Annotated in this window: 16 protein-coding genes and 1 tRNA gene; 5 read left to right on the top strand and 12 right to left on the bottom strand. The window is 56.7% G+C overall.

The window, feature by feature from the left end; all coding sequences use genetic code 11:
• The first annotated feature begins 48 nt into the window (after positions 1-48).
• Positions 49-1620, top strand: coding sequence for a solute symporter family protein (locus tag B5D61_RS15230; RefSeq protein WP_078814271.1), 1572 nt, complete (start codon positions 49-51; stop codon positions 1618-1620).
• 130 nt (positions 1621-1750) lie between these two features.
• Here B5D61_RS15230 and B5D61_RS15225 read toward each other — a convergent pair whose 3' ends face one another.
• The gene (locus B5D61_RS15225) at positions 1751-3061 is read right to left on the bottom strand and encodes a phosphoribosylaminoimidazolesuccinocarboxamide synthase (RefSeq protein WP_078814270.1); all 1311 of its coding nucleotides are present in this window, start codon (positions 3059-3061) and stop codon (positions 1751-1753) included.
• 231 nt (positions 3062-3292) lie between these two features.
• On the opposite strand from B5D61_RS15225, the gene B5D61_RS15220 reads away from it, so the two are divergent.
• Entirely contained in the window at positions 3293-4231 is a 939-nt protein-coding gene (locus B5D61_RS15220; RefSeq protein ID WP_078814269.1) for a sugar phosphate isomerase family, read from the top strand.
• Between the two features lie 350 nt (positions 4232-4581).
• Here the strand turns inward: B5D61_RS15220 and B5D61_RS15215 are convergent, their stop codons facing one another.
• From B5D61_RS15215 to B5D61_RS15205, 3 genes are read right to left on the bottom strand one after another with little or no spacing between them, the layout of a single operon-like run.
• Positions 4582-5244: an HNH endonuclease gene (locus B5D61_RS15215; protein ID WP_078814268.1), complete on the bottom strand. Its 663-nt coding sequence runs from the start codon at positions 5242-5244 to the stop codon at positions 4582-4584.
• An 11-nt stretch (positions 5245-5255) separates the two neighbouring features.
• Complete coding sequence (locus B5D61_RS15210) at positions 5256-6506, bottom strand: AAA family ATPase (RefSeq protein WP_078814267.1); 1251 nt, start codon at positions 6504-6506, stop codon at positions 5256-5258.
• A gap of 48 nt (positions 6507-6554) precedes the next feature.
• On the bottom strand, positions 6555-9404 hold the full coding sequence (locus tag B5D61_RS15205) for a leucine-rich repeat domain-containing protein (protein ID WP_176159465.1): 2850 nt from the start codon (positions 9402-9404) through the stop codon (positions 6555-6557).
• A 1048-nt stretch (positions 9405-10452) separates the two neighbouring features.
• Between B5D61_RS15205 and B5D61_RS15195 the strand changes: the two genes are divergently transcribed.
• Positions 10453-12684 carry an alpha/beta hydrolase family protein gene (locus B5D61_RS15195; RefSeq protein ID WP_078814264.1) on the top strand — a complete coding sequence of 744 codons (2232 nt, stop codon included), beginning with the start codon at positions 10453-10455 and terminating at the stop codon, positions 12682-12684.
• On the opposite strand, the gene gluQRS is transcribed toward B5D61_RS15195, so the two are convergent.
• The 3 genes from gluQRS to B5D61_RS15180 all read right to left on the bottom strand — a co-directional run bounded on the left by gluQRS (position 12667) and on the right by B5D61_RS15180 (position 14162).
• A complete protein-coding gene (gene gluQRS, locus B5D61_RS15190) occupies positions 12667-13512 on the bottom strand; it encodes a tRNA glutamyl-Q(34) synthetase GluQRS (protein ID WP_078814263.1) in 846 nt (281 codons plus the stop codon). The two genes, B5D61_RS15195 and gluQRS, sit on opposite strands and share 18 nt — an antisense overlap.
• A 34-nt stretch (positions 13513-13546) precedes the next feature.
• Positions 13547-14044: a YbjN domain-containing protein gene (locus B5D61_RS15185; RefSeq protein ID WP_078814262.1), complete on the bottom strand. Its 498-nt coding sequence runs from the start codon at positions 14042-14044 to the stop codon at positions 13547-13549.
• 41 nt (positions 14045-14085) lie between these two features.
• A tRNA-Pro gene (locus B5D61_RS15180) sits at positions 14086-14162 on the bottom strand.
• Positions 14163-14302: 140 nt separating this feature from the next.
• Here B5D61_RS15180 and B5D61_RS15175 point away from each other — a divergent pair.
• Together B5D61_RS15175 and cimA are read left to right on the top strand one after the other, a co-directional pair.
• Complete coding sequence (locus B5D61_RS15175; protein ID WP_078814261.1) at positions 14303-15184, top strand: alpha/beta hydrolase; 882 nt, start codon at positions 14303-14305, stop codon at positions 15182-15184.
• Between the two features lie 291 nt (positions 15185-15475).
• Positions 15476-17038, top strand: a complete 1563-nt coding sequence (cimA, locus tag B5D61_RS15170; RefSeq protein WP_078814260.1) for a citramalate synthase — start codon at positions 15476-15478, stop codon at positions 17036-17038.
• Between the two features lie 55 nt (positions 17039-17093).
• Here cimA and B5D61_RS15165 read toward each other — a convergent pair whose 3' ends face one another.
• The 5 genes from B5D61_RS15165 to B5D61_RS15145 are packed head-to-tail and all read right to left on the bottom strand — an operon-like array spanning position 17094 to position 20546.
• Entirely contained in the window at positions 17094-17834 is a 741-nt protein-coding gene (locus tag B5D61_RS15165; protein ID WP_078814259.1) for a tetratricopeptide repeat protein, read from the bottom strand.
• Entirely contained in the window at positions 17831-18886 is a 1056-nt protein-coding gene (locus tag B5D61_RS15160) for an SAM-dependent methyltransferase (protein WP_078814258.1), read from the bottom strand. The genes B5D61_RS15165 and B5D61_RS15160 overlap by 4 nt, the downstream gene beginning before the upstream one ends.
• Before the next feature lie 38 nt (positions 18887-18924).
• The gene (locus tag B5D61_RS15155) at positions 18925-19695 is read right to left on the bottom strand and encodes a DUF1295 domain-containing protein (RefSeq protein WP_078814257.1); all 771 of its coding nucleotides are present in this window, start codon (positions 19693-19695) and stop codon (positions 18925-18927) included.
• Positions 19696-19714: 19 nt separating this feature from the next.
• Positions 19715-20212, bottom strand: coding sequence for a DUF2062 domain-containing protein (locus B5D61_RS15150; protein WP_176159464.1), 498 nt, complete (start codon positions 20210-20212; stop codon positions 19715-19717).
• Positions 20205-20546, bottom strand: coding sequence for a DUF1475 family protein (locus B5D61_RS15145; protein ID WP_078814255.1), 342 nt, complete (start codon positions 20544-20546; stop codon positions 20205-20207). Before B5D61_RS15145 ends, B5D61_RS15150 begins: the two co-directional genes overlap by 8 nt.
• Positions 20547-20573: the final 27 nt, after the last annotated feature.

Genomic DNA, 20573 nt, shown 5'->3' with positions numbered 1-20573 from the left:
CTCTTTTTGCATCCTCTCTCCGCAGTTCCTTTTTCCACTTTCTTACGCATGTCTATCTCCCTCATCATGTTCCTCTGCTTCGTGGGGTTCACGTTGCTGATCACTTTCTGGGCGGCCAAACGCAACACCGGTGCCAGCGCCTATTTTGCCGCTGGCCGTAGCATTACGGGTTGGCAAAACGGTCTCGCTGTGGCTGGTGACTACATGAGTGCCGCTTCCTTCCTGGGGATTTCCGGCATGATCTGTTTCTCCGGTTACGACGGTTTCATGTATTCAGTCGGTTTCCTGGTCGCCTATATCACGGTGCTCTTGATCGTCGCTGAACCCTTGAGAAATGCGGGTAAATACACCATGGCCGATTTGCTGGCCTATCGCATGAGTCCCCGTCCGGTGCGGGCGCTGGCTTCCCTCAGCACTTTGACAGTTTCCACCTTTTACATGATTGCCCAGATGGTGGGAGCGGGTGGCATCATCAAGGAGCTCATCCATGTTCCCTTTGCTCCGGCGGTGATCGGTGTGGGTCTGCTCATGCTCGTGTATGTGGTGTTCGGCGGCATGTTGGCCACCACGTGGGTGCAGATCGTGAAAGCTCTCCTCCTCATGGCGGGTGCCGTGCTGCTGAGCTATCTCGTGCTCCAGTATCATAGCTTCAGTCTCACTGGTTTCTTTGAAGCAGTGTCGAAAGCCGATTATGCAGGCACGGCAGAGCCGAAGAACCTTCTGGAGCCTGGGCTGAAATACGGCATCGCGGCAGCAGGCCCCTGGGGACCTCTGGATCTGGTGTCTCTCGGCTTGGGTCTTGTGCTCGGCACCGCGGGTCTGCCACACATCCTGGTGCGCTTCTACACCGTGCCAGATGCTAAGACCGCCCGGTCCTCCGTGGTCTGGGCCATGGCGATCATTGGTCTCTTCTACATCATGACGACCTTCTTCGGCTTTGGTGCTGCCACCATCCTGAAGAAGTCCCTCATCCTGACCGAGAGCGGTGCGCCAAATCCGAACATGGTAGCTCCGATCCTGGCTCATGAGTTGGGCGGCGAGCTGTTCTTCTCCTTCATCAGCGCCGTCGCCTTTGCCACCATCCTGGCTGTAGTCGCTGGCTTGACCATGAGTGCCTCGGCATCCTTCGCGCATGACTTCTATTCCAACGTGATCCACCACGGCAAAGAAAACCGCCCCGGGGCTGAGGTGAAGGTTGCCCGCATCACCGCCTTCGTCGTGGGTGCCGTGAGTATCGGCATTGCCATCTTCCTGGGCCCCAGTGTCAATGCCGCCTTCTTGGTCGGCCTCGCCTTCGCTGTGGCGGCCAGTGCCAATTTGCCCGTCATCATCTTCAGCGTTTTTTGGAAGCGCTTCAACACCTCTGGTGCTGTCGCAGGCCTGTCCGTAGGGCTGATCTCCTCCATTGTCCTGATCCTGCTCAGCCCGAGCGGTATCTTTGGCAAAGAGGCTCCATTCCCGTTGCAAAACCCAGGCATCGTCAGCATCCCTCTCGGCTTCCTCGCTGCCTATCTGGGCACGATCCTGACTCCTCGTGATCCCGAAGCGGAGTCTAAATTTGCCGAACTGTCCGTGCGTGCCCACACGGGCCTGGGCGCTGAGAAAGCGACCTCCCACTGATCGTCCACGGTAGCTCGTTTTAACAAAAAGCCCTCGAACTCACGTTCGAGGGCTTTTTGTTTGGAAGAAGGAGGGCTACCTTTAAGCCCGGTCGCCACCTCTTGCAGAGAGCTTTCAGAGTGACTCCCTCTTACAGAGCATTCAGCTTCAGCAGTTCCTCCAGATGGCCGCGGCTGCGGTAGAATTCGGCTTCAGCCAATCCGGTCTCGATCAGCCCGGCACGAACCTTTTCAGCATCGGAAATGCCGAGGACGTGTTCTTTGATCAAGGCCGTCTTGCGGGCTTGCAGTTCCAGGAAAGTCGCATCCACCTCAGGCGTCGCTGGGTAGATCCCCGCAGCCTGACCTTCTTTGAGGATTTGTTTGAAGGGAGTGCCCAGCTTTTGAGCCTCAGCTTTGGCGGCATTGATGCCTGCATACCAGTCTGCACAGACGATGCGGTAGTAGTCACGCATAGCCTGCTTGTTGTAGTGGATGATGAGTTCACGCCCGTCCACCTGGACGGTGCTGGTCGCGCGGAAGCTATCGGCATCAATGGTATCCACAAACAGCAGGCTTTCGCGATCCACCGCAAACTCCCACTTCAGGTCCCAGAGCTGAAGCCCGATCTCATCGAGCAGGTCTTTCACCGCCCAGGCTCCCAGCAGGGCCATCTTGATCGTATCGGTGAAGTGCTGGGCGCTGAGGCCCGACATCAGCAAGGCCTCCTGCTTACTCACGGCACGGTCTTCCGGCTCATACTTGCTGGTGAGGTCGTAGATCGGGCGATCCAGCATCTGCCAGGCTTTCATCGGGCCAGTGAGTCCCAATTCCTGCTCAAAGGCGCGGCGCTCTTTGTCGCTGAGAGCTTCATATTTGCGTAAAATGGAACTGCCGCTGGTGACGCCAAAACGCACGATGTACTCCAGAGGCACCACATAGGTGTCGCTCTGGTGAAACTGAGCGTAATCAAAGACGAAGTTCCCCATCACATTGCGCTGCGGGGGCTTCATCACAGGGAACCGACGCACCACGTTGAAGCAGCTCGGCGTGGTCGGCATACCGGTGGTGACCACCTCGCCCGTCTGGCCATCCAGCATCCCCACATGGTGGGTGCGGGCACCGCCTTCCAGCATGCTCTGGAGGGGGCCATCCATCAGTTGATCCCGCCACGTGGGGTTCAGGGAACTCGTGCTGAGGAGAGCGGCGTGAACCCGCTGCCAGGTGTCGGTTTCCGTCAGCCGGGTGTACATCGCATGCCGGAAAATGGCGCGATTGAGGTCATTGCCCTCGATGGTGAAAATGCTGCCCACATCAAAGACCGACCCTGCCGGGGTGGTTTCAAACACGACGTAAGCGGGGTGATCCGGCACCGCATACAGGTGCTGGACGGAACCGCGATACACAGGCTCTCCGATCTGGGAGAGATCAATGCGGGAAGGGGCTGGGGCAGGGTAGGACATGGTCGGTCAGCCCTCAGTTTTCAGTGCGACTCGCCCGCTTTGCAAGAGGGGGCTGCAAGCACGCTGTGAATCTGACCCGCTGTCTCTGGATGAGAAGTCGGCCAGGATCAGCATCACAATAAGATGATCCTTGCACATGCAGGTAGAGCTTTTCTGTCTTGGCAAAGGAGAAGAGAGGCGGCAAACTCCGCAGCGTTCGCAGCGTAACCTTAACCCCTTTTTTCCGACACCATGCCGCGCAAACTCAGCCACATCGCCCCCGACTGGTGGGACTACACCACGCTCGACTACGATCTCATCAATGATGCAGCTCGCCTGACTGAAAGAGATCTCCGCCAGCTCTCCCGGCCGGGATTCAAGGTCGTGATGTATGACACCCTGGAGGACTTTTACCTGGCTCAAGCCCTGGAGTACATCCACGCCTGGAAACAGGCCACTGCGGATAACCCCACCGGCATCTGCGGCCCCATTGGCCCCACCGAGCAGCTGCCACTCGTGGCACGCCTGATCAATGACCTCGGCATCTCCATCAAGGACGGCCACTTCTGGGGCATGGATGAGTGGTATGATCCCGAGACCAAGAAGGAAGTCTCCATGGAGCATCCGCTCTCCTTTGAGAAAGCCGATCGTGAGCTGTGCTTCGACCGCATCCAGAAAAAGCTCGTCATGTCCGATGCCCACATGCACTTCCCCAAGGCGGATGTGACCGAATACGTCAAAAGCTGGCACAGCGGCGTGCGCTGCATCGTCATGCAAGGCGGGCAGGGGGACATCAAGCACTGGGCCTTCAACGATCCGCTCAAGCGCAGCGGCAAATGGAAGAACGAGCCGCCACCCCCAGCGGAGTATCGTAAGCTCGGCACCCGCATCGTGGATCTGCATCCCGTCACCCTCTCCCAAAACGCCCGCACCTCCGGCGGGGGTAACATCACCATGGTGCCAAAGATGGCCATCACCGTCGGCCCCAAAGAAACCTGGATGGCGGAGAAAGTCAGCATCTGGCAGGCCGGCATGCATGACAACCCTCTGGGCCAGCGCCTCACCGCGCTCATGATCTCCAAGCGCCTCGCCGACTCCGCCGTCCCCATGTCCCTGCTCGCCGACCACCCGAACGTGCAGTTCAACTACTTCCGCGGCGGCCTCGGCAGCTGTGCCGTCGAGATGCATTGATCCCCCCCCTGGGTAGGGACGAGCTGCATTCTCCGTAGCCAACGGCGGAAGGATGAATGCGTCTCGTCCGACTCTCAAGGAGCGACAGCGACGCCTCCACGTCGAAGACCGGTCCCTACCAACACCTGGGTTGACACTTTCATCAAACCCTCCCCGTGAGAGCTCACAACCTCGGGCGGCCCGTTGGGACAACGTGCCCTACCAGAGCCGCTTGCACGGTAGGGCTCTTGGTCCCCAAGAGCCGTCAGGGAAGTGAATGATCCGTTCAGACGCAGCTACGACGTGGTCTGCACACGCCGTGAGCAAACTTCCTTACCGTCTCCTCTCGGCTATCTCATTAACTGACAATCTCAACCAAGAGCAGGATCTTGAGCAAAGAAATCCCTGAATGGCCTGTCTTCATATGAGGGGCGTTGGGCCTCCTGCCTAGCTAAAGCTGTTTTGGAATCAAGTCCTGGCCGCAAGGGGCGTGCACGTGGGACGAGGTGCTTTCTGAATTCGGCCGCGCGATCTCGAACCAACTCGACATCATTCAAATCTAAAACGTTGAGCGTGATCTCAGCACGTCGCCGATCATTTTCATCCGTTGCCACGACACTCATTTCTCCGTTTCTGCGATAGCGGAAGTAACGACTAAAACTGTATTCTGCTTCATCCGGTCTCAGAGCCTCTTCATCATACTTCGTGCCCTTACGTTGGCAGCCGTCGCAGCAAAGATAGAGATTGGTCCAGACATACGCCAGATGAGGAAAGTGCTTCTTGGGTAAAAAATGGTCGATCGTGTCGCGACTGGAATATCCCATCAGACTATCGCAATAGCTGCAATGCATGCAGGTGCTTCGGGAAAGCATCTTTTGAAGCGTTTCCATCTCACCGTTTTCATTTTTCACCTGGGGCCAATCGCAGCTTGGAACCTTTCCCGTCCGCTGATGCTCCTCCGCAAAGGCTAAGGTCAACGCCGGATGCTGCGTCTTGAGTTCGTCAGGCTCTTGCGGTCGTTCCCAGGCGTGCATCGTCTTCGCATTCAGTTCACAGATTTTTCACGGGCTGCTGCCGTGCGGTCAAATTGTGCCACCAGTCCCATCACGAGATTGGTGACCTCTTGACTCCGTTGAGCCAGTTTATCGGCTTTCCTCCGCATCTCGTTCACACTGCTGCCATTGTTCTCATAGGCTTTGTCGAGAGCTGCTTCAAAGTCGGCGATTTCCTGTTCTGTTTCGGGATCGAACCATTCGGCTAAATCGAGAACTTCCTGCACCGCCGTCATGTAGCTGTCACCGCGGCTTGCTGCTTTGGGCGGCTCGATCTCGACACGACCCTGGGAATTGCGGGTGAACTTGTGAATCCAACCGACATTCAGGGAACTCACCACAAAGGGCGAGTGGGTAACCACAAACATCTGTGCCTTCGGAAACAACTTCTGCACCGCAGGCAAGACACGCCGCTGCCAAGCGGGATGCAGATGGTTCTCGGGTTCGTCGAGGATGAGAACCACTGGTTCATTCAGTGGAGCCTCGGCTTCATCATAATGTTCCGCCTGAAGAACGACCCAGCCAGCGAGCCAGTTTAAGAGTGATCGCATGCCATCAGGGAGTTCGGAGAAGTAGAGTTCGACATCTCCCCACATAGCCATCAGACGAATCTCTCTTCCTGGTTTGACCACGATAGAAAAAGATTTTCCTGAGATGGTCGAGATCGCTTGTTCTAATTGGGTAAGGCAGCTTGTCATCCGTCCCTGAGTGGCAGCCCCATTAGCGTCTCGCTCAAGGGCCACTTGCATTCTTAGATTCATCAGTCGCTGAAGAATTCCAACCCCACCGACAGAGCCGCTAATATTCAAAGTCTCATGAACGCGCGCAGGTTTGATTTCTGCTCCCGCACTCACCTTGACATCATCAAGTAATGCAATGCTTGTTCCTGCTAATGCAAAGGCTATATCATGTTGAATCGGAAAACTGGGCTTCGCTGGATCTTCTGCTCCGTTTCGATAGCCCCATGAACCTTCGTAACTTGAAAGGGTTGTCTTACCGACGGTTTTTCCCCACACCTCAATCTCCGCCCCCGAGTCCTGCCTCACTCGATCTTGGAGCGGATTCAGATTGCCTAGCGCGCCCATGAGTGCGGCAAGCACTCGTGTTTTCCCGGTGCCGTTTTCACCGGTGAAAAGATGCACTTCAGCGAGCCCTTCAGTGTCTTCACCTTCCACGGCAGGGAAATCCATTTCGCCATCGGCAAAGGGCGCAAAGTTCTTCAAGGTGAGCTTAGTCAGACGCATAGCGAGATAGTCACTTTCGGGGCGCTTGATTGCAAGCCGGGATTGCCGTCAGCGCCGTCTCCGCTGGGCCACCTCCTCAATCATCCCGCGCAGGGCTTGCTCGACGAGGTGCCAGCCATTGACGCCGGGGTTAAAGCTGCTGATCGGGCGCAGTTGCCCCTTGACGCTAGGCACGGCTTGCAGGTCTCGAAGCCATCTGTGCTTGGTAAAAGCTTCACTCGGTTCCAGCAGCACGGGGAGGATTTCGGCTTCTCCAACTTGCTGGCGTCGCCGGGCTTCTTTCATCTCGACGCCTTGGATATATTTGGAGGCAAAGAAGGCGTTGCTGAGCAGCACGATGACGATGTCCGCCTCCTTCAGTTCCTTGCGGATAGCATCGTCCCATTCGCTACCGGGGCGGATCTTACCGTCGAACCAGATCGAGACCTGCCGTTCGTTTTTGAGGATGTCCAGATGCGTCTTCAGGCGCTCCCAGAGCTTGTAGTTGGCGTGGGCATAGCTGACGAAGACCTTCAGTTTCGGGGCGGTCTTCCGGCGGGCCTTGGCAGGTTGCACCTGCTCCAGTTCCTTTTCTGCAGGCAGCTCGATGACCCCTCGGGCCGTCACCACTTGCACCGGTTTGTTCTCGGCTTCCAGGCGCTCCAGTTTCTCCACGTTTTCATACTGATCACCGGCCACCGTCAGGTCCAGTTCCTCACGGCCTTTGAGCCCGTCCGGCAGACCGCGATGGATCTCCTCCATGTTCGCCCGCACCACCCCGGCCAGTTCCTGGCGTTCCTCGGGCGTGCCGCCTTGGATAAAGACATCCACACGGGGATTGCGACGCCGTTCGGCCATGACCAGGGCACGCGCATTTCCCCAGCCCAGCACCACACCGCGCTGCCAGCGGAAATAGTCATCGCTGAGTGGATGGGTGCGCACGATGAACCGGCTCATCACCCCGGCAGGCAGCAGCTCATACAGGTAGCGGAAGCGCAGCTCTGCCCGGTCGATATGCGCGGTGATGTCGTAGTCCTTCGGCTCCGGTTCATCCAGGGTCAGCAGACCGGGCAGCAGATACAGCGGTTGTTTTCGGTATTCCCCAGCCAGGAAGCCCAGCTCCCGATCCTGCATCAGCTCCAGCAGGAAGTCATGCACGCGCACCCCGTCTCGTTCTTCAGGATAGTCGTCAATGGTCGCCCCCCGTTCCTTGCTCATCCCCTCCATACCCTCGGCCAGCACTGCGGCAAACTCTCCCTGCCAGAGCAGCCCCGGTTTGTTTTGGAAGGGCTTCCGATGCACGCCGCGCACCAGACCATACAGACCATTGGCCGCCCAGTTGGGGTTCAGCACCCGCGTATCGCGGAGCCGTTCGTCATCGCCGTAATAGAGCGCTACACCCAGAGCATTCAGGTTCTCCGCCAGACGCTTCTGTTGGTCCTGTTCCGTCACCCCCCACTCGGCACACACTCCTTTATAGGCGTCCCAGTTGAGGAAATGTCGCCGTTGGTGGGCATCCTCGGGCATCGCCAGGTCATCCAGCTTCTGCCGCACATTGAAGTAAGTGAGCGGCCACTCCTGCCGCACGGCAGGCATCTGCTCCAGCACCGCGCAGATGGTCTCCTTCAGAGTCTCAATGCCATGTCCCTCCCGGCAATCTGTCTCCACAAAGGCGCGGATGTTTGGATACTCACGCTGGAGACGGCGCTTCTCCACGTCATAGGGCCCCGGGCTGCGCCACTTGTTCAGCACCACGATCACCGGGGACCGCTCCACCTTGTCGCCGTCCTTGCGGCTGCCATAGCGGTCCACATGACTCAGCCAATACTCCGCCTCCTCCATCTGCTGCCCGCCGCGCCCATCCAGCACCACCAGATATAAACTGCGCTCCGTGAGGAAAAAACGATGCGTCTCATGGGTGATCTCCTGCCCGGCGAAGTCCCACACATGCACCTTCACCGGCGCCCCCTCAGGACAAGCCAAATTCCAAGGCCGAATCTCAATCCCCGGCGTCTCGCCTTGGTCTTTTTGGAATTCTTCTCCGCGAAGGGCTCGGGAGACCGAGGTCTTTCCGGCCTCTCCACGCCCGACCAGGAGCAGCTTCACTTCGTTGAGAGGGCGAGTGCCTTTTTGGCGGGCGAAGTAGTAGTCCAGGATCGCTTTTGGAGGTGCTGGGTTGCCTTCGTTGTTGGCAACCTCCATCCATGTAAAACCCAGTACTCCCAGGGGTAGATTCAAACCAGGATTCCCATGCAGGTAAAGCTCAGTGAGAGCCTGGAGTTGGCTGATCTCCGGCGGAAGACTCGTGAGTTGGCTGTCTGAAAGGTCAAGTTCTGTCAGAGCCTGCAGTTGGCCGATCTCCGGCGGAAGACTCGTGAGTTGGTTGTTGCGGAGGTCAAGCACTGTCAGAGCCTGCAGTTGGCCGATCTCCGGCGGAAGACTCGTGAGTTGGCTGTCTGAAAGGGCAAGTTCTGTGAGAGCCTGAAGTTGGCCAATCTCCGGCGGCAGGCTCGTGAGTTGGTTGTCGTGGAGGTAAAGCCCTGTGAGAGCCTGAAGTTGGCCGATCTCCCGCGGCAGGGTCGTGAGTTGGTTGTTACGGAGGTCAAGCACTGTCAGAGCCTGGAGTTGGCCGATCTCCGGCGGTAGGCTCGTGAGTAGGTTGTAGGAGATAAAAAGCTCCCTCAGAGCCTGGAATTTTACTATTTCTGGCGGCAGGCTCGAGAGAGTGTTGTCGTGTAGGTAAAGCCCTATTAGGGCATGGAGTTTTCCGATCTCCGGCGGCAGGCGGGTCAGGCCTAAATTCATCAGATCAAGCGAAGTGCCCCGCTTTCCCTTCTTTCGGCACGCCTCAATCCTCTTCAGCGCCTCGTTGTAAGCCTTCTGCTCCTGAGGACTCATCTGTTCTTCCGGTGTCGCCATGGGGGATTTTGCAGGGGGCGGGTTGGGGTGGCAAGGGAAGAAGAATGACGAATGACGAATGACGAATGATCCCGCGTGCGGGAACGAATGATCTCGCGTGCGGAGGCGCGGAGGTCGGAAGACAGAGGACGGAGCCCGGGTTCTCAATAACGGGGCTGGATTCTCATCAAGGAGGGCTTGGAGTCTCAATAAGGGGTCTTCAGTCTCAGGCGGCATGATGCCGGGTGCCCGTGGAGCAGTGCCGGGTGCCCGTGGAGCGATGCAGAGTGACCAAATAGACGTGCACACAGCGGTCCCCCGTAGGCTGGGTTTGTCCGGCTGCGGAGGGGCTTTTCTTCTTGTGCCTCGTGGCCGGATAACCCGGCTCCTAGGGAGGTGGCAGCCCTTGGATGGGGAAGTGGGAAGGAGGCTCTTTTCCGCCTTGGTCCTAGGGGCGAAGGTCTTGAGGCCTCTTCACGTCGTTCGAATAGACGGGTTATTCGGCACCTTGATCCAGCGAGAGAGGCTGATCCAATGCCGGACAAACCCGTCCTACGGCGGGGCTGCGATCCACGCTGGAGATATGGCAAGGGTTGAGGGTGATTAGGCGGTTCCGATATGCGTTTGGGTGAGCTAGCCCGTCTTGTATCGAGCCCAGAGACGGTGGTGACGGTGATGTGAGCTGTTCGCTGCGCTCACGTTAGCGATGGTTGGCCATGGTTAAAAAGCGCGCCGCGCCGTTGGCAGCTTGGTGAGGCGGTGATCAGGGAACGGGAGCGCACGCGTCCCGCGTGCAGACAGCGGCGTCCTCGCGGCTGTCCGTTCTCCGAGGTGGTAGCAGGTTGGACTGGCGCGGGAGTGAGCGCGTGCCCAAGTCGATGATGAACCACTGATCGGCACTCATGGACACTCATGGCTGAAAGAACATCCATCAGTGTCGATCAGTGGCCATGAGTGGTTGACTCCTCTTTGAGTCCTGGGTTCATGCCTCCAGGGACAGAGCCTGAAAACTGCTCATTGAAAACCGAGATCCTTGTGAGTATCGGCTTGGTAACTCCGTAGAAGGGGAATGCATTTACTGCCTTTCTTCGCTGCGGCGGCGCTTCAGTTGCCTGGCACGGCACCGCTGGCGCCGGAAGCTGATTTTTCGGCGGCGATGGTCGCAGGCATGGATCGTTTCCTACTGCGGGAAACCGAAGCGTCGAGAAGTCAGCGCGAGGCTTTGTGGAAAAGGGATCTGTCATCGCCGCAGGCTTACGAAACCTCGATCCAACCTAACCGAGAGCGTCTCAAAGAGAGGCTCGGGCTGGTGGATGAGAGGCTGCCCGTGAAAGCCCTGGAGATCGTGGCGGACACAGAGACTTCAGAGACGGTGGTGGAAACGGCTAACGTGACTGTCAAACGCGTGCGCTGGCAGGTGCTAGACGGCGTGCATGGGGAAGGGCTGTGGATTCGCCCCAAGGGGAAAGTCTTAGCTCGGATCGTCTGCATCCCGGATGCGGATACACCGCCGGAAAAGCTGCTGGAAGCCGCGCTGGTGTATTCAGGAGCGGAGATCGTCATTCCTCGGTTAGCCTCACGCGAGGCGGACTTTTCAGGCAGTGACCGACTGGGGATTCACACCAACATTCCGCATCGCGAATGGATCTACCGGCAGTCGTTCATCCTGGGACGCCATATCATTGGCTACGAGCTGCACAAGGTGCTGGGGGTTGTGGATTGGTTCGATCAGCAGCCTGAGAAGTTGCCGATCTGCGTGGCCGGATTTGGGGAAGGGGGCAGCTTAGCGCTGTTTGCGGGGGCTCTCGATTCGCGCATCACCTCGACCTATCTGTGGGGATCGTTTGGCCCGCTCGAAGACCTGTGGCAGCAGCCGATCTATCGCAATGTCTTCGGCTTATTGCGCGAGTTTGGGGGCGCTGAATTGGCGGCCATGATCGCTCCGCGCCCGTTGGTGATTCAGCATGCCGGATTTCCGAAAGTGAAAGGACCGCCAGCGGCAGCCAAGGGGGCGCGAGCTATGGCAGCTCCGGGTGGCGTGGTGATCCCTGAGTTTGCGGCGGTGCAGGACGAGGTGCAGCGAGCTGAAGCTCTGGTCCCGGCTTTTCAAGGGTGGGTCAAGCTCGTTCGAGATCAAGAACCCAACGAGAACATCATTCGACATCTCTTCCCGGGGGAGACTGGAGAGGCCATGGTGCAAGCAATCGCAGATTCACCGCGCGGTGACACCTTTCATGTGAAGCCGCTCGTCAATGCCCAGCGCGATCTTGTCCGTGAGATGGAGGCTTTCACCCAGCGATTGCTGATCACGACCGAGGCCGAAAGGAAAGCGCAGTTCTGGAAACCGATGCCCTTAGGCGACGTGAAGCCGTATGAGGCCGCGATGGAGCCTCAGCGGGAGCGTTTCTGGAGTGACGTTTTGGGTCGTTTCCCAGATCCCGATGTGCCGATGAATCCGCGTAGTCGAGTGGTGCGGGAGACGGATTCGGTGAGCCTTTACGAAGTCACGCTGGATGTCTGGGCCGATGTGTTTGCGTGGGGCTGGCTGGCTCTTCCCAAAGATCTGAAGCCCGGAGAAAAACGCCCGGTCATTGTCTGTCAGCATGGTTTGGAGGGACTGCCGGAGCACTGCTTCGAGACGGATGAAACGACTCGCGCCTGGAAGGCCTACAAAGCCTTTGCCCTGCGTCTGGCGGAGCAGGGGTATATCGTCTTTGCACCGCACAATCCTTATCGCGGAGGCGATGCCTTTCGCTCGCTGCAACGGAAGCTGAATCCACTCGGCAAGTCGCTCTTTTCGGTCATCATCGGCCAGCACCAACGCCTTTTAGAATGGCTGCAAACCCAGTCCTATGTGCAGCCTGATAAGATCGCCTTTTATGGACTCAGTTATGGGGGCAAAAGCGCGATGCGCATCCCTGCGGCGTTGCCTGGATATTGCCTCAGCATTTGCTCCGGCGACTTCAATGAATGGGTGCGGAAATGCGCGACGACGGATCTGCCCTTGAGCTATGTCTTCACTGGCGAATATGAGATCTGGGAATGGAACCTGGGCCGCACCTTCAACTACGCTGAGATGGCCGCACTGATCGCCCCGCGCCCGTTCATGGTGGAGCGTGGCCATCGCGATGGTGTGGGGGTGGACGAGTGGGTGAACTACGAATACGCCAAAGTGCGCCAGCTTTACAATCAACTGGGCATCGGGGAGCGCACCGAGATCGAGCACTTCGAGGGTCCCCATACGATCAACGGTGCAGGGACTTTTGCGTTTTTGCGTCGTTGGTTAGGCGCTCCGCGCTAAGGCGGCCCGGACATCGTCGGAAGTCCAGCCCGAGTCTCTGAGCGAGCGCAAGGAGCGTGCATCGTCACGCTTGGCGAGTCGTTTGCCTGCGTCATCGGTGATCAAGGAATGATGATGCCAGCGCGGCACGGGGAGCTTGAGCAACTCTTGCAGCAGACGATGCAGGTGGGTGGCCTCGAAGAGATCTTCTCCACGGGTCACCAAGGTGATGCCCTGGAGTGCGTCATCCACGACGACCGCCAGGTGATAACTCGCCGGTGTATCTTTTCGAGCCAGGACCACATCACCAAAAATCGCGGGCTGGGCTTCTTGAACCCCACGCGAGGCATCCTCCCAGGTGAGCGTTTTATTCACGAGATGAATGGCCTTTTCGACATTCAACCGCAGTGCGTAGGGCTGTCCGCTGGCGATGAGATCAGCACACTCCGAGAGGTTCCGATTCCGACAAGTTCCGGGGTAGAGCGGACCATCCGGGCCGTGTGGCGCCTGGCCTGCACGGGCGATCTCCTCTTGAATTTCTCGTCGGGTGCAAAAGCAGGGGTAAAGCAGCCCCAGAGAGTCGAGTTGAGTCAACGCTTGGCGGTAATCACTTTCATGTTCGGATTGCCGCCGCACGGGCTGTTCCCACGAAAGTCCGAGCCATTCCAGATCCTCAAAGAGAGCGGTTTCGTATTCGGGACGGGAGCGGGTGCCGTCAATGTCCTCCAGTCGGATGAGAAAACGTCCCTCCTCTCGCCGCGCCTGCTCTTCAGCAAAGAGCGCTGCGTAGGCATGCCCCAAATGCAGCCATCCTGTAGGACTGGGAGCGAAGCGGGTAGTGACCGACATGGCAGAATCAGGATACTCCCCGACGCATGTGGACTCAAGCCTGCTCTTCGAGGGCTGGCGGCAGCAGATCTTCTCGTTTCATCAGATCCTTTACCCTCACGAGCAGCAGTTCGCCTTTGGGAGTCTGGCAGATTTCTCCCAGGAAGGGTGTGAGACGATCCATCTCGGCAATGGCGCTATGCACCATGTTCGCGAGGATGCGTTCGTCGTAACGATGGGGGGGGAAAATGTTCGCCACGCGAAACATGACCACGCCTTCATCCCACTCGAGTTCGAAGTTGCCCAGATTGAGCTCCTTGTTGGTGCGCATGAGCAGTTCTACGACTTGAAGACGATGTGTCGTGGGAACTTGGATGGAAGCCGTGGATACCACACTGGCCACATGAGCCTCGCCGTAAATCTGCACATGCAGAGGAACTTTGGTGTGATGAGCTTCGAACTCAGATTCGATAACCTCCATGCCCTGGACTTCGCGGTAATGCCAGCCTTGGGTTTTAAAGGCGGAGAGAGTAGCAGCGTAGAGAGCGGACATTCAGTAACCTGAAATTTCAGATTAGAAACCATTCATCTGAATGGTCGGGGCGGCCAGATTCGAACTGACGACTTCTTGCTCCCAAAGCAAGCGCTCTACCAGGCTGAGCTACGCCCCGATGCTCGGAAGAACCGGGTTGGTTTCGAGCGGGCTGAGATAATGGCTCGCATTGAGCTGCGCGCAACTTAAATTCTAAATCTTTACTGATGATTTTTGCGCGTGAATAACGGTGCGGCCTCCGTTAGCTGCATTTCCACCATGAAAAGACTGCTCACGCTATCCATTCTTTCGCTTGGCTTTGCCGCATTGGCACCTGCCGAAGACCCTGTGGTCATCAAGCTTTGGCCCCAAGGAGCGGCTGAAAAAGAGGGCTTCAAGATCGAGCCTGAAGCCTACATCAAAAAAGACAAAGACGACGGCATCAAACGTTTGGGTAATGTCTCCGATCCCACCATCACCGTTTATCCCGTGGATAAACCCAATGGCACCGCCGTGCTAGTCTGCCCTGGCGGTGGTTACAGCATCCTCGCCATCGAGCACGAGGGCACCCTGGTGTGTGACTATTTCCGTAGCATCGGCGTTACCCCCATCTTGCTGAAATACCGCGTGCCTCGCCGAGATGAAACCGACCCTAGCAAGGCTCCTCTTCAAGATGCTCAGCGTGCCATCGGCATTCTGCGCCATCGCGCGGCGGAGTTTGGTTTTCAGCCCGATCGCATTGGGATTCTCGGCTTCTCGGCTGGCGGTCACTTGACGGTGATGACAAGCCTGCACGCCAATGATCGCACCTATGAGCAAGATCCTGCTTTGGATGTGGCGGATGCGACGCCGAACTTTGCCATCCCGGTCTATCCAGCTTACCTCGTCGGCAAGGGGGAACAGGAGTTTCAATTGGTGCCAGAGATCAAGGTGACGGATAAAGCCCCGCCGATGTGCCTCATTCATGCAAGCAATGACCCCCACAGTGCTGCTGGCAGTGCCCTGATCTATCTGGAATACAAAAAACAGAAGTTGCCTGCTGAACTGCACATCTACAGCGATGGCGGTCACGGCTTCGGCATGAAAAAGACCGATTTACCCGTCGGACTTTGGTATGAACGGGCTGGAGAATGGGTGCTCTCTCTGTATCCAGCCAAGTGAAAAAGCCTGGGCAAATTTAGTCAAAGCAAGGCTTGCCTAGGGCCTTCGGATGAGTATCCTCCGCGCCCTCATGGCAAGCCAACCGGCCATCTTCGTGATTCGAATTATCAACGGGCTCCTCTGCGCGTAACGCAGCCTTTGGAGTCCGTCACGGTCCGTTGTCTCCGCGCCAGTCGGCGCTGTATCTGAGCAACTGCCCCCTGCGTTCCGCTGGATGGAGCGTTTTTTTAACATCTGGTGGTGACTCCTCTTTGATACGTTTCGTCCCCCTGAGTTCCTTTTCTCATTTCCATGTCCGTTCCTGTTACGATCTACGATACCACCCTGCGTGATGGCACCCAGGGCACCGGCATCTCCTTCAGCACTCTCGATAAAATCCGTGTGGCCGAGCGGCTCGATGATTTTGGCGTTCATTACATCGAAGGCGGTTGGCCGGGGTCTAACCCCAAAGACGCGGCCTTTTTCCAAGAAGCCGCCAAGCGCACCTGGAAGAATGCGAAGATCACCGCCTTCGGCATGACACGGCGCGGTAAGATGAAGGTGGAGGAGGATCCTCAGGTGCAGATGCTCCTGGACGCACAGACTCCTGCAGTGACAATTGTGGGCAAGACTTGGCCTCTGCATGTGACCGAGGTCTTCCAAGTGAGCTTGGAGGAAAACCTCGCCATGATTGCCGATACGGTGGCCTATCTGAAAAAGAATGGCCGTGAAGTGCTCTACGATGCTGAGCACTTCTTTGACAGTTTCCGCGAAGATCCCGAATACTCGCTGAAGACCGTCAAAGCTGCCAAAGATGCAGGGGCTGATCTCGTCGTGCTCTGTGAAACCAATGGCGGTGCCTTGCCTGAATGGGTGGAGGAAGTGACCCGCAAAGTCATCACTCATCTCGGCTGCCCCGTCGGCATTCACACGCACAACGATGGTGGAGTCGGCGTGGCCAATGCCTTAGCCGCAGTCCGCGCCGGAGCCAATCAGGTGCAAGGCACGATCAATGGTTACGGTGAACGTGTGGGGAACTGCAACCTCATCACGGTGATGCCCAACCTCCAACTCAAGATGGGTTACAACCTGGGCTTGGACCTGACACGTCTGCGTGATCTGGCCTTCTTCGTGGATGAATTGGCCAACGTTCCGCACGACATCCGCGCCCCTTACGTCGGTATAGCCGCGTTCACGCACAAAGGCGGTTTGCACGTGCATGCCGTCCAGAAACTGGCTCGAACCTATGAGCACGTGGATCCTTCATTGGTCGGCAACGAACGTGTCATCACCATCTCGGATATGTCGGGCCAATCCAACATCCTGATGAAGGCCGAGACCATGGGCGTTGCCTTGGCCAAGGGCAGCCCCGAGGTGCAAAAGATCCTGTCCACCGTGAAGCACCTGGAAAGTGAAGGGTTCGAATTTGAGGCGGCCGAGGCCAGCTTTGAACTGTTGATCCGCAGACAGCTCGGTCAGCAGACCCAGATCTTTGATCTCATCGAATATCACACGACGCATCGCCATCATCCCGGAGCGAGCCTTGAAACCACCGAAGCTACGGTGAAAATTCATGTCAACGGCAATGCGGAATACACCGTGGATGAAGGTGACGGCCCCGTGAATGCTCTCGATAAAGCCCTGCGCAAAGCCTTGCTGCCGCACTTCCCTGAAATCGCCCGAGTTCGTTTGGAAGACTACAAGGTGCGTATCATCGACAGTGGCAGTGGCACAGCGGCCAAAACTCGCGTGCTTGTGGTCAGCAGCGACGGCACCCGCACCTGGGGCACCGTGGGGGTCTCCACCAACGTGATCGACGCCAGTTGGCAGGCCCTGGTGGATAGCCTGGAGTTCTTCCTGTTCAGGCGCGGTTAATCGGCTTCGATAGATATCGAGTTTTACCTTCTTGTGATCTCGTCTTTTGGCGGGTTCACAAGCTATTGAGGGTGCGTCTGCCTCGTGATTTGGTTTCTGGATCGTCTTTTTCACGGTTGGGCATCGCCAGGCCTTTTTCAATCCATTGGCGAGCCTGAGCCGTATCCCCCATCTGGGCATATGTCCGGCCTAACTCAATGTAGTGAATCAGACGTTCTGAATTGAGTTGGATCGCTTTTTTGAAGCATCGTATGGCTTCTTCGTGCGACGCCTCAGGGAGCTCACCATAAACCAACTGAGCTAAACTGCGGGTGAGGCTTCCCATACCTGCTAAAGCTTGATGCCAGCGACCCAGCATGTGCCAAGCGTAATCGTTTTGAGGGGCCAATTGAACAGCTTTCTCAGAGGCTTCTTTGATCTTTTTAGACAATTCGATTTTCTCGCGGTTGCCCAGCAAGGGCGTCATTTTCCCATAGACGATGGCCATGGAAAGATAGCCGTCTCCTTCCTTGGGGGCAGCTTTTACGGCTCGTTGGGCATACCCCAAGGCTGTTTGTGCTAAAGCTAGTTTTTCAGCCGAAGTCTTCAGCGAATCCATGCGAAAGACATACTGCCGAGCGATTTTCACCAGCAGGGAGGCATTCGTGGGAGCCTGTTTTTCGGCGGGCAGATAATATTGCAGGGCTTTATCTGGTTGTAACTGCTGATCATAGACATCGCCCCGCTGGATCAAGGTCGAGAGGTCAGCTGCCGACACCCAATTAGCAAACAAGAGAAGTCCAAGGATCGTTTTCATGCAGATTCCGAAGGGATAGGTTTGGTAAATCGGTAGTGAGACACGAGCCACTCCTCGCCCTCGTGGTAGCCCCAAAGTTCTGCGCAAGCCATGTAGAAGATGCGCCAGTAAGCCCACCATTTCACGGCCTGATCAGCCCCATAGGTCTCTGCAAAGAGAGGCATGATTTCCGCTTTATTCGCATCCATGTTGGCCAGCCAAGCTTCGGAAGTCTTGCTGTAATGAATGCCACTGACACACCAGTGATCGTCGATTTTGAGATGGTCCTGAAAATAGAGCAGAAGATCATCGGAGGGCATCTGACCTCCAGTGAAGAAGTAGCGGGCCATCCAATCATCTTCGCCCGTGACCTCATAATGGTAGGCATACTCACGATGAGTAAAAATATGCACGAACAGCTTACCGCCAGGCTTCAGCCAAGTGGAGATGCGGCGCATGAGCTCCTGATAATTTTTCATGTGCTCGAACATTTCCACCGAAACACAGCGATCGAAGACGCCATCGCCGACACCCTGAAAGTGGATCATGTTTGCCGTGACGATGGTGAGGTTGGTCAGACCTCGCTTGGCCGCTTCAGCATCAATAAACTCTTTTTGGGTGCGGGAATTGGAAACGCTGGTGATTTTGGCGTTCGGATAATGAGCCGCCATCCAGAGAGAAAGTGATCCCCAGCCACAACCGAGCTCCAAGATGTTCTGTCCATCCTGCAATTCGGCTCGCTCACAAGTCAGGCGCAGCATGTGAGCCTCCGACTCCTCAAAGGTGGTGGTTGGGGCCGGCCAATAGCCGCTGCTGTATTTCAAATGAGGCCCCAGGCAAAGCTGGTAAAAGCGAGTCGGAACCTCATAGTGTTGCTGATTGGCCTCGTCGGTAGCGATCGCCACAGGACTTGCTTTTAACTCGTTGACGTGTCGTAGGAGAGCCGCGCGCTGAGCCTCCAGATTAGGCTGGCGGTGCTTACGCAGCGTGTTAGCCAGTCGCTGCCGAATACCGAAACGGATGGCTGCATCAGGAAGTAAGTCCTTCGCGAGGAGGTCGTTGAGATTGATCATGGGGGTAGGGGCGTGTGAGACGTAAAGAAGAAGACCTGTTAAGCACGGCGAAACCAGGGGATGAAGGCACTGGTCGTCCGTTGGTATTCGCGGTAAACATCACCGCGCTTCTGCACCGACAGCTTTTCCGTCAAAGGAATACCCGTCACGTTTAACAAAAAGTGCAGCATGGACAAAGGGGCCAGGATGGACAACCACCCCCAAGGCGAAGGTAAGGCCATTAAAAACAAGCCCCACCAGAGAAGACTTTGGAAAAAGTAGTTCGGATGACGGCTGTAGCGCCAAAGGCCATTCTGGCATACAGCATCACGGTGAGAGGAGGTGCGTTTAAAGTGCGCCAGTTGAGCGTCAGCAATGCCTTCACCCAGTAAAGCAATGAACCAGAGGGTCAATCCTACCCATTCGAGAAGATGGAACGAGGTGGATGTGCGCTGAACAATCAGAGCAACGGGTAGGGTAAGCAGCCAAACCAGGACGCCTTGAGCCTGAAAAAAGTAGAAGAACTTTCTCTGTAATCCTTGCTTCCAGCGTTCACGGAGCACTGCATAGCGAGGGTCTTCATCGGGATGATGGGATGCCACTCGGCACCATAAATGAAGGCCCAAACGCAGACTCCATGCAGCCACCAGAAGCCCAACACCAAGGCGACGCGGCAGCCAACCGTCCCCCCCCAAGGTATATCCGAGTGCCACCGGGGCGAACGACATGGCCCAAGCGACATCGACCCAGGAGTAATTGTTGCTTCTGACGCTCAGCCTCCAGACAATAGCGAAAAGAGCCAAGAGAAAGAGGGCAGAGAGAATCATCATGACGAACAAAAAGTGAAGTTCAGACCAGGATTGTTTTTTTAGCTGGAAGTTTCTTGGCGATGGCTTCCACCAGAGGTTTGGAGATCGCGTAAAGTAGGATCACGCAAGGTGGTGCGATCAGGCACCAGACGGCGATGCCGTAGAGGGCCGTCATGCCGTAGTCTCGGAAAAATGGACCAGGTTCAGTGAAGAACCGTTCCATCATGGTCGGGATGTGGATGCTGACATGGGGCACCCCAAACATCATTTCACCTGCCCGGTAAAAGCCCAGCAATGAAATCCATTGCAGCGGGTATGCGACTGTCTTGAATCCCTGAAGGAGCGGCTGATTGAGGCGCAATGGAATCCCAATCAACAATGCCAGTAGCGTATTGGAGCCGAGGATGGGAAATACGCCGATGAGTAATCCCATCGCAATCGCCAGCGCGACTTGGTGAGGAGATGTTCCCTGGGTTAGTTGCTGAACCACAGGCTGCACGACCCATTTCTGCCACAAGCTGCGTCGAGACTCAGGCATAACGTTTCCTCCGAAGAAGCAGATCCTCGATGGGAGCGGTGGAGGGCAGACGGAACAGCTCAACCAAAGCATAGACAGCCATCGCAATATTACCCAGAAGAAGAACGGCAACCAGCCACAGCAATCGGCTCCACCAATGATTGCTCTTGTAGAAGACCCAGCAGTAAAAAGTCAAAAACCCCCAGTAGGCGTCAGCCAGTGTTGCCAAAAACCACGGGTGAGTCCACGTCTCAAACGGCAGCTTCCAGAGGGCCACTTGAGAACTGGCCCAACTGGTGACTCCCAGCATGGAAATCAGGACGACGAGAAAAAAGATTCGGAGAAACCAGATCATAAAGGGATGGAGATTTCGGATTAATCG

Source organism: Prosthecobacter debontii (genome assembly GCF_900167535.1).
Classification (GTDB): domain Bacteria; phylum Verrucomicrobiota; class Verrucomicrobiia; order Verrucomicrobiales; family Verrucomicrobiaceae; genus Prosthecobacter; species Prosthecobacter debontii.
Note: the sequence above shows the minus strand (reverse complement) of the source record. Positions and strands in the feature narration are given on the sequence as shown.

What these genes read in the sequence shown, in the direction of transcription:
- gluQRS (WP_078814263.1), bottom strand. Translation starts at nt 13,512, where the DNA reads ATGTCGGTCACTACCCGCTTCGCTCCCAGTCCTACAGGATGGCTGCAT.
- B5D61_RS15185 (WP_078814262.1), bottom strand. Translation starts at nt 14,044, where the DNA reads ATGTCCGCTCTCTACGCTGCTACTCTCTCCGCCTTTAAAACCCAAGGC.
- B5D61_RS15230 (WP_078814271.1), top strand. Translation starts at nt 49, where the DNA reads ATGTCTATCTCCCTCATCATGTTCCTCTGCTTCGTGGGGTTCACGTTG.
- B5D61_RS15220 (WP_078814269.1), top strand. Translation starts at nt 3,293, where the DNA reads ATGCCGCGCAAACTCAGCCACATCGCCCCCGACTGGTGGGACTACACC.
- B5D61_RS15145 (WP_078814255.1), bottom strand. Translation starts at nt 20,546, where the DNA reads ATGATCTGGTTTCTCCGAATCTTTTTTCTCGTCGTCCTGATTTCCATG.
- B5D61_RS15150 (WP_176159464.1), bottom strand. Translation starts at nt 20,212, where the DNA reads ATGCCTGAGTCTCGACGCAGCTTGTGGCAGAAATGGGTCGTGCAGCCT.
- B5D61_RS15160 (WP_078814258.1), bottom strand. Translation starts at nt 18,886, where the DNA reads ATGATCAATCTCAACGACCTCCTCGCGAAGGACTTACTTCCTGATGCA.
- B5D61_RS15210 (WP_078814267.1), bottom strand. Translation starts at nt 6,506, where the DNA reads ATGCGTCTGACTAAGCTCACCTTGAAGAACTTTGCGCCCTTTGCCGAT.
- B5D61_RS15175 (WP_078814261.1), top strand. Translation starts at nt 14,303, where the DNA reads ATGAAAAGACTGCTCACGCTATCCATTCTTTCGCTTGGCTTTGCCGCA.
- B5D61_RS15225 (WP_078814270.1), bottom strand. Translation starts at nt 3,061, where the DNA reads ATGTCCTACCCTGCCCCAGCCCCTTCCCGCATTGATCTCTCCCAGATC.
- B5D61_RS15155 (WP_078814257.1), bottom strand. Translation starts at nt 19,695, where the DNA reads ATGATGATTCTCTCTGCCCTCTTTCTCTTGGCTCTTTTCGCTATTGTC.
- B5D61_RS15215 (WP_078814268.1), bottom strand. Translation starts at nt 5,244, where the DNA reads ATGCACGCCTGGGAACGACCGCAAGAGCCTGACGAACTCAAGACGCAG.
- B5D61_RS15205 (WP_176159465.1), bottom strand. Translation starts at nt 9,404, where the DNA reads ATGGCGACACCGGAAGAACAGATGAGTCCTCAGGAGCAGAAGGCTTAC.
- B5D61_RS15195 (WP_078814264.1), top strand. Translation starts at nt 10,453, where the DNA reads ATGCATTTACTGCCTTTCTTCGCTGCGGCGGCGCTTCAGTTGCCTGGC.
- B5D61_RS15165 (WP_078814259.1), bottom strand. Translation starts at nt 17,834, where the DNA reads ATGAAAACGATCCTTGGACTTCTCTTGTTTGCTAATTGGGTGTCGGCA.
- cimA (WP_078814260.1), top strand. Translation starts at nt 15,476, where the DNA reads ATGTCCGTTCCTGTTACGATCTACGATACCACCCTGCGTGATGGCACC.